The sequence below is a fragment of the Staphylococcus coagulans genome (assembly GCF_002901995.1).
Lineage (GTDB): Bacteria > Bacillota > Bacilli > Staphylococcales > Staphylococcaceae > Staphylococcus > Staphylococcus coagulans.
In genome coordinates, this window is record NZ_PPQN01000118.1 from 1 (window position 1) to 2,631 (window position 2,631).

General features: G+C 28.9%; 1 protein-coding gene. It reads right to left on the reverse strand.

The genetic code is table 11. The annotated features are described in order from the left end of the window. A partial coding sequence (cas9, locus tag CD118_RS11615) for a type II CRISPR RNA-guided endonuclease Cas9 (protein WP_103356745.1) occupies positions 1 to 2,019 on the reverse strand: 2,019 nt, incomplete at its 3' end. Positions 2,020 to 2,631: the final 612 nt, after the last annotated feature.

Genomic DNA, 2,631 nt, shown 5'->3' on the forward strand with positions numbered 1-2,631 from the left:
GTCTAAATCATTAGCACTAAAGTAAGATTTCAATAATTGTACTAACTCTCTTGTTGCATAGCGTGTATCTACCAAATTACGATTAATAAACTCTTTTTGAACTTCAAATTTATTAATATCACGTTCTTCTAACAAATACTCTCTCTTTTTCTTAGATATTCTCTCCTTAGATTTACTTAGGTTAAGTATGTGTTGCTTAAATTGCACGTATGATAAAGCGCTTTCATTAGAATTCAAATACTGATAAGGTGTACGGTTTCCTTTCTTACTATTTTCTTCTTGCTTTACTAGAACTTTATTATTAAAAGAGTTATCAAACGAAACTGATCTCGGAATAATATGATCGATTTCATAATGTGATGGATTTCTAAGTAAATCATCTAATGGAATATTTTGTAAAGAATATAAACATTTTCCTTCTTGCATTTGATGCAATTTTATTTTTTCAACTAAGCCTTTCGCATTGCGATTTCCGTATTCTCGAATTACTTCTTCTACTTGTTTTCTTGTATTCTCATTTTCTTTTTGTACACGGTTAAGAAACTTTCTTCGATCTTCACTATTTTTTTCTCGAGCTAATTCAATAATAATCTCTTCTGGCAATCCGTACTTTTTAATTATTGTATTTACGATTTCAATTGATTGAATAAAAGACCGTTTTACGACAGGTGACAAAATGAACTCTTCAACCATGTTCTTAGGAATTTGCTTCTGTTTAGAAAGCTGATATTTTTGAGGCTTAAGATTTAGAGCAGTAAATACTTCCATTTGATTTCGAGATGTCTGCCACATTTCATCGATTAATAGATGTAAACACTTTAACGATAAACGATGTGTCCCCGTATAACCATTCAAATGAGCAATTGCTTCTTTCTCAGACTCTGTTAATAAATCCTGCAGTTGATCCAAGGCTTCTTTAATACTTAAAGGATCTTGATAAAGCGTTAAAATAAATGCAATTTCATCTAATAATTCAATATTTTCTAAGTTTTTCTTATCCAAAAATATTTTATTTAAATCATGATACAACTTAAATGATGTAAATTGTGGCTTTCCATTTTTGGTGATTCTGTATCCTTTAATATCAGATTCTTTAACATCTATTTCTTTAGCAATTTGTTTTAATGTTGGTGTTTTCTTTTGTTTGAAAACATTTTCAATAATATGATACTTTTCGAAATATTCTAACTTTTCATTTTCATCTCTTGCGATTACTAAATTATTCAAATCATTTAGTGCGTTAAATAAATCTGCTGTATATGCGTACTTAACACTTCTTAATTCCTCTGGAAAGTAAGTACATCTTCCCATTAACATTTCATACCATTGTTTCAAATCGCCCTCCCAACCGTATTGACTACCTTTGCCCGGGCCTTCATAGTATTCTCTTCTCGTTTCTAATAAATGTGTGTACTGTTCTATAAAATGTTCATCAATGTCATGGTATTTTTGTTGGGTTGTTAATATTTGTCTTGCTTCTCTTACAAAATCCTCAGTTTTAAATCTGTTACGTTCGCCTCTTACTTTATACTGTTCGTTTAACCTATCTAATTGAAGTTCACAAACATATCGATTTTCTAATTGCTTTGCATTTTCTTTTAATTGCTCTTTTGTCGATAGCTCATTAGTACTTTCATTCTCGTCCATCACAACATTTACATTATGTATCCCTCTTCTTTTAGCCAAATGTAATAATGCAATAACTAGTTCACTTTTAGATAATGCTGATGATAATCCCTTGACCCTGATTGCGTATGGGTTTGTACTCTTAGGAATCTTGTCGTTAATAATTAAATGGTATTGTGCTAGTAAATATTTAACTCGATCTAATCTATGAATTCTTCTTCGTTTTAAACGTCTTGAACCCCTTTTAGCTCTTCTGCCCTCATTATTTTCAACATTTGCTTCAGGAAATAATCTCACACCCGCATCAATCACTGATTTTGAATCACTATGAATTAAACCGTATCCAACTGATGCGATACCAACATCTAACCCGAGAATATAACTATTTTTCAAATTTTTATCCTCCTTTTATTTTATTTATTACATTATAATACACTTTAAAACGAAAAAAAATCCCACTAATAAATTAGTGGGATAAACACGACATTTTGTCTTGTTTTAGTAGATTCTGTAATTTTAGGTATAAATACAATATATATTGTGACTTTATATTACACGATTACAGTAACTTATGTCAACTCTTTTTGTTACTTAAAATCATATAGAATAAGTTTACCTTCATATCTTTTGATGATACGGCTAGATGAAACAAAATAAATAAACAAATAAAATTTATCAGCTTATCAAAATGCTTTATTTAATTTATTATCTATCAGTGATTTTACTTTGGATATGTGCACTCTTAAAAATTTCTATTGGATCTTAACTAATTTACCTATTTAAAGCAGCTTAATTAGATAAAAATTTATTCAAAATACGAATGTAAGTATAATGCTTTTTTTAGTTAGACTATATCATCCTGTCTTTATAAAAAAACTTGCTCCCTCACGATGAGAGAGAACAAGTTTTTTGATTATGATGCGATTGATTTAAATCATTTCAAGAAATTTTTCATTATTTTATGTCACTTTGCTGATATCTCATTTTGTTAAGTATAAATAAAAT